Origin of the sequence: Dietzia cercidiphylli, assembly GCF_014145145.1 — a bacterium.
GTDB lineage: Bacteria > Actinomycetota > Actinomycetes > Mycobacteriales > Mycobacteriaceae > Dietzia > Dietzia natronolimnaea.
Genome location: NZ_JAALEA010000458.1, coordinates 1 through 6,100, shown reverse-complemented (window position 1 = coordinate 6,100; position 6,100 = coordinate 1). Strand labels below are relative to the sequence as shown.

Here is a 6,100-nt window from a genome sequence, read left to right as displayed (position 1 = left end):
CGCGCTCCACGGCGGCCCCGTCGCCGGTCGTGGTGCTGGCGGACCCCGGCGGGAACGGGTAGGTCGTGACGGCCGGGTCGGACTGTCCGGTGACGATCCGACCGACCACCTCGGGGTCCACCGCCGCCGTGAGGCCGCGCCGCACCGCCGGGTCGCGGACCGCCGGGGCGACGGTGTTGAAGCCCAGTTCGAGTTGGGCCGAGGAGTCGACGGTCACGGCACGGACCCCGGGGACGGTGGCCGAGACGTCCGCGGCCAACGGTGTCGCCGAGACCATCGCGAGTGATCCCGGTCCTCCACGCAACGCCGCGCCGAGTTGTCCGGCCCCTGTCGCCCGCCGCACGAGGATCTGATCGAGTTCCGGCGCGCGCGCCCAGTACCGGTCGTTGCGTACGAACTCGATCTCCCCCCGACCGATGTCGGCGAACCGGATCATGAACGGTCCCGCGCTCATCACGGGGAGGCCGGACATCGCGCCCTGGAAGCCGTCCGGGGCGTTCTTGAGGATGTGTCCGGGCAGCAGGTCGGCGAACAGCGTCCTCCACTGCGTCGGTGGGGAGTCGAACACCACGTCGACGACCTTGCCCCCGGCGCCGGACCGCACCTCGACGATCTGCTCGTACCCGGCGGGGTCGACCACTCCGGGCTGGGTCGTCATCTGCCGCCACAGGTACTCGAAGTCCTCGGCCGCGACCGGCACCCCGTCGGTCCACTGCGCCAGCGGGTCGATCGTGTAGCGGATGGTCCGCGGGCTCCCCGGCAGGGGCTCGGCGGACACGAGGAGGTCGCGGTTGAGCACCGGCTCACCGCCCGGCCCGGGGACGAACGCGCTCGGGAGCAACAGGGAGGCGACCAGGTCCGTGTCGACTCCCTGATCGGCCAGGAGATGCGGGTTGAAGCCCGGGTCGACGCGGTCGAGGGCCAGCAGGACCCCGCCGCTGGACAGGCTGACGGACTCCCCGTCGGTACGCTCCTCCCCCACCACGGTGGGCGGAGGAGGATCGGCCACACACCCTGTGACGACGACGAGGGAGAGCACGGCTGCCAGAACGCCCGTGCCGCGCCGACGAACTGATGCCCCCCTCGTCGCCACCAGGGTCCTCGTCAGTTGACCGACTGCTGCTCGCGCGACTTGGACTTGCTGCGGGCCTTGGCCCGCTCATTGGCGGTGAGCAGCACCTTGCGCACGCGGATCGCCTCCGGTCCGACCTCCACGCACTCGTCGCCGGCACAGAACTCCATGGCCTCCTCCAGCGAGAGGTTGCGGGCCCTCTGCAGGGTCTCGGTCGTATCGGAGGAGGCCGCTCGCATGTTGGTGAGCTTCTTCTCCTTGGTGATGTTGACGTCCATGTCCTCGGATCGCGGGTTCTCGCCCACGACGACGCCCTCGTACACCTCGGAACCGGGCTCGATGAAGAAGTCGCCGCGGTCGGCCAGGCTGAGCAGCGCGAACGCGGTGGCCTTGCCGGCACGGTCGGCGACCAGTGAACCGGTGTGCCGCGAGCGGATCTCTCCGACCCAGGGCTCGTAGCCGGCCGACTCGGAGTTGGCGATCCCGGCGCCGCGCGTCTCGGTCATGAAGGTCGTGCGGAAGCCGATCAGCCCCCGGGCGGGCACCCGGAACTCCATCCGGACCCATCCGGATCCGTGGTTGCCCATCTGCTCCATGCGCCCCTTGCGGGCCGCCATGAGCTGGGTGACCGCGCCGAGGTACTCCTCGGGCACGTCGATGGTCATGTGCTCCATCGGCTCGTGGACCTTGCCGTCGACGACCCGGGTCACGACCTGCGGCTTGCCCACGGTGAGCTCGAAGCCCTCCCGGCGCATGGTCTCGACGAGGATGGACAGCGCCATCTCGCCGCGGCCCTGGACCTCCCAGTCGTCGGGGCGCGCGGTGTCGAGGACCTTGAGCGAGACGTTGCCCACGAGCTCCTGGTCGAGACGCGCCTTGACCATCCGCGCGGTGAGCTTGGTACCGCCGTTGCGGCCGGCGAGCGGGGAGGTGTTGACGCCGATGGTCATCGAGATCGCCGGCTCGTCGACGGTGATCGCGGGCAGCGCCACCGGGTTCTCCGGATCCGCGAGGGTGTCGCCGATCATGATGTCGCTGATCCCGGCCACCGCGACGATGTCACCGGCCACGGCCTCGTCGGTGGGCATCCGCTCGACGCCCTTGGTCGCGAGGAGTTCCGAGATCCGCACGGACTTGGTCTCCTGACCGCCGTCGGGAAGGTTGTGGATCCACGCCACCTGCTGACCCTTGCGGAGACGGCCGTTGTGGATACGGACCAGACCGATACGACCGAGGAAGTTGGACGCGTCCAGGTTGGTCACGTGGGCCTGCAGCGGCGCGTCGGCGTCACCGCGGGGCGCGGGGATCACGTCGTACAGGAGCGTGAAGAGCTCGTCGAGGTTCTCCCCGGCCGGTTCCTGGCCGTTGGCCGGCTGCGTGGTCGAGGCCTTACCGGCGCGCCCGGAGGCGAACACCACGGGCAGTTCGAGCGCGCGCTCGGCCGCGGCCTGGGCGTCCGGGTCCTCGAGATCGGAGGCGAGACCGATGAGGAGGTCCTGGGCGTCCTCGACGACCTCGTCGATGCGGGCGTCCGGACGGTCGGTCTTGTTGACGACGATGATGACCGGCAGGGATGCCGCCAGCGCCTTGCGCAGGACGAACCGCGTCTGCGGCAGCGGGCCCTCCGAGGAGTCGATGAGCAGGACGACGCCGTCGACCATGTTGAGGCCGCGCTCCACCTCGCCGCCGAAGTCGGCGTGGCCGGGGGTGTCGATGATGTTGAAGACGAGGTCGGCGCCGCCCGACCCTGCGCCGAGACGCCGCACCGACGTGTTCTTGGCCAGGATCGTGATGCCCTTCTCGCGCTCGAGGTCACCCGAGTCCATGACCCGGTCCACGAGCTCCGCGCGTTCGTCGAACGCTCCGGACTGGCGCAGCATCGCGTCGACGAGTGTCGTCTTACCATGGTCGACGTGCGCGACGATGGCGACGTTGCGGAACTCGGTCAGGGCCATACGGTGGGTTCTCCCTCAGAGGCTTTCGGCGCCACGGGCGACTCTGTGGCCGCCGGGCGCGTGGTGGGAATCTGCGGGACTCCCGCGTGATCCACAAGCGCGTCCGGTCGAGCGCGCGTGCGTGACCACATTACCCGCATCGGCCTCCGGACAGTCATCCCGAGCGGGCGACGCCACACCCGCGGCGGCCACTGTTATTTACATCACAAGTATCTTCTGCCACACTGGCCACAGACGCCACAGCAACCGGGCCTCCGGTATCCACACCTGTAAACGTTGTGAGAACATCGAGCCGTCGATTGGTCGGCCCGCCGACCGGTCCGTCCGCCTCATCCGAAGAATGGACTCGCCAGTGACCCGCCACTCGCTCAGGAACTCGTTCAGGAACCTAGGTCTCGGTGCAGTCGCCGCCATGGCCGTGTCGCTCGCCGTCCCCGCCTCCGCGAGCGCCCAGTCGCTGGACGAGCTGGGCCGCCCGACCGAGCCGGTGCTGCAGGCCATCGAGAACCTCTCCGAGCAGCAGTGGATCCCCGAGGAGACCCGGGGCACCATCGCCCGGCTGGTGGGCTTCTTCCGCGGGTCCGGCGAGCCGGGCACCCCGCTGCCCGAGAACGGTCCGGTGATCGCGCAGTTCGCCTACCCGACCATCATGCAGAACTGCATCGACGGGGAACAGACCGCGGTCGGGGCCGCCACCGCCGTGCCGGGGCCCGCCGGCCTGCCCCTGCCCGGCATCCCGGGCGGCCACCTTGGCTTCATCTTCACCGCCCTCGGCACCGAGGGCGTCGCACCCCAGCAGGTGCAGCCCATGACCGTGGACTGGTTCAACATCAACAACGGTCGCCGCGGCACCACCGTGCTCAGCTACAACGGGATCAACGCGGGCGGACCGGCGACCCTCAACGGTGTCGCCGACACCGGCCCGGGGCAGGTGCTGATGCTCCTGCAGGGCGGCGTCACCACCACCCTCGCCGGCGGCGGGACCTCCAATTGTGTCTCACTGCCGCTGGTGGGTTCCGCGTTCGTCCCGTGATCAGCGACGGCGTGGGGTCCGACCGGCCCCACCCCGACATGAGCAAGGCCCGTCTCGCCCTCGGCGACGGCGGGCCTCTCGTCGTTCTGACGGGTGCCGGGATGAGTGCGGAGAGCGGGGTGCCCACCTTCCGGGACTCCCGGACGGGACTGTGGGCACGCCACGACCCCGCCGACCTCGCGACCCCGGAGGCCTGGGACCGCGACCGGGACTCCGTGTGGGCCTGGTATCGCTGGCGCGAGCGCCTCGTCGGATGCGCCGAGCCGAATGCCGGTCATCTCGCGATCGCCCGCGCCGCCCGGGACCGCAGCGTGACGGTGGTGACCCAGAACGTCGACGACCTGCACGAGCGCGCGGGTTCCGCCGGGGTGCACCATCTCCACGGCAGCCTCTTCGCGCACCGGTGTGACGAGTGTGGGGCCCCGATGGAGGTGGGGCCGCCGCCGGCGGACCCCGTGGACCGGCTCGCGCCGCCCGACTGCCCGCGGTGCGGCGGACGGGCCAGGCCGGGAGTGGTCTGGTTCGGCGAGATGCTCCCCCGGCAGCCCTGGGACGCCGCGGTGTCCGCGATCTCCGCCGCGACCGCGGTCCTGGTCGTCGGCACCTCCGGTCTCGTCCATCCCGCCGCGTCGCTCCCCGGCATCGCCGTCGACCTCGGGATCCCGGTCGTCGAGGTCAACCCCGATCCCTCCGGCCTCACGGACGGGGTGACGGTCCACCTCCGTGACACCGCCGCGGCGGTTCTCCCGACTCTCCTGGCGCCCTGACCGAGGCTCACCTCGCCGGGACCGCTTGACAGGTCGCGGAACCGGCGCGGCGGGACCCCGGCAGCGCTAGCGTGTGCTCAGCGGAAACACTCACCACCACGTTCCCGCCTCCCCCGATCCCGGGGAGTACACCACCGGAGGTCAATCCATGTCCGACTCGTCCCCGCGCACCCCGTCCGCACCGTCCCCCGGCACCCCGTCCGACACGTCCCCCGGCACCCCGTCCGGGACGGCGGTGATCGCGGCCGAGGTGATCGGCACCTTCTGGCTGGTACTGGGAGGGTGCGGCACGGCGGTGTTCGCCGCCGTCCAGGTCGCCACCGCAGACACCGGAGACGTCCCCGTGGGCGTCGGCTACCTCGGTGTCTCCCTGGCCTTCGGCCTGACCGTCCTGACCGGCGTGTACGCGCTCGGCCACATCTCCGGCGGCCACTTCAACCCGGCCGTCACCGTCGGCGCCGCCATCGCCGGGCGCCTCCCCTGGGCCAAGGCCCCCGTATACATCGTCAGCCAGGTCGTCGGCGGTCTGGTCGCGGGAGCACTGATCCTCGTCGTGGCCAAGGGCAAGGACGGATTCGAGGCGACCGGCCACATGGCCGCCAACGGCTTCGGCGCCAACTCCCCGGACGGGTACGGCCTGCTCTCGGCCCTGATCATCGAGGTCGTGCTGACCGCGATCTTCATCTGGGTGATCCTCGGAGCCACCGATCGCCGCGCCCCCGCCGGCTTCGCACCCCTGGCGATCGGGCTGACGCTGACGTTGATCCACCTCATCTCGATACCCATCACCAACACCTCGGTGAACCCGGCCCGCTCGACCGCCGTGGCCTTCTTCAACGGCGACGGGGCCGTCGGTCAGCTGTGGCTCTTCTGGGTGGCCCCGATCCTCGGCGCGCTCATCGCCGGCGCCCTGTACGGTCCCCTGTTCGGCGAGCGGGTGAAGAACGCCCGGGTCACCACCGGCGCCGCCGCCTGACCACCCGGGAATGACTGCAGGGCCCGCGGGATCATCTCCCGCGGGCCCTGCAGTCGGTCCGACGTACCGGGGGTCAGCGCCCCTGCTCGTCCCGTCGGTTCCGTCCCAACACCTTGTCCACGACGCCCGGCTCCCGGTCCGGGTGGGCGGCCGGATCGACGTCGTCCGGGTGACGCCCCGTCCGGTCGTGGATGCCGGTGTCATGGGTGCCGGTGTCATGGGTGCCGAGACCCTGGGACCCGTCAGACCTGGAGTGCCGGCCACCGGCGTCCGCGATGTCGCCGGTGGCGCCGCCGG

Annotated in this window: 6 protein-coding genes; 3 read left to right on the top strand and 3 right to left on the bottom strand. The window is 71.1% G+C overall.

Going from position 1 to position 6,100, the window contains the following annotated elements; genetic code table 11:
• Both G6028_RS15405 and typA read right to left on the bottom strand, forming a co-directional pair.
• A partial coding sequence (locus tag G6028_RS15405; RefSeq protein ID WP_338404250.1) for an ABC transporter substrate-binding protein occupies positions 1-1,009 on the bottom strand: 1,009 nt, incomplete at its 3' end.
• Positions 1,010-1,104: 95 nt separating this feature from the next.
• A complete protein-coding gene (gene typA, locus G6028_RS15400; protein WP_179525605.1) occupies positions 1,105-3,027 on the bottom strand; it encodes a translational GTPase TypA in 1,923 nt (640 codons plus the stop codon).
• Between the two features lie 412 nt (positions 3,028-3,439).
• Here typA and G6028_RS15395 point away from each other — a divergent pair, with 412 nt between their 5' ends.
• The 3 genes from G6028_RS15395 (at position 3,440) to aqpZ (ending at position 5,803) form a co-directional block, all read left to right on the top strand.
• Positions 3,440-4,060 carry an Rv1157c family protein gene (locus G6028_RS15395; protein WP_241730811.1) on the top strand — a complete coding sequence of 207 codons (621 nt, stop codon included), beginning with the start codon at positions 3,440-3,442 and terminating at the stop codon, positions 4,058-4,060.
• A gap of 38 nt (positions 4,061-4,098) precedes the next feature.
• On the top strand, positions 4,099-4,827 hold the full coding sequence (locus tag G6028_RS15390) for an SIR2 family NAD-dependent protein deacylase (protein WP_182659394.1): 729 nt from the start codon (positions 4,099-4,101) through the stop codon (positions 4,825-4,827).
• A gap of 250 nt (positions 4,828-5,077) precedes the next feature.
• Positions 5,078-5,803, top strand: coding sequence for an aquaporin Z (gene aqpZ / locus G6028_RS15385; protein WP_182609516.1), 726 nt, complete (start codon positions 5,078-5,080; stop codon positions 5,801-5,803).
• A 73-nt stretch (positions 5,804-5,876) separates the two neighbouring features.
• Here aqpZ and G6028_RS15380 read toward each other — a convergent pair.
• Positions 5,877-6,100 (bottom strand): hypothetical protein (locus tag G6028_RS15380; RefSeq protein ID WP_206682193.1); only part of this gene is annotated, 224 nt, incomplete at its 5' end.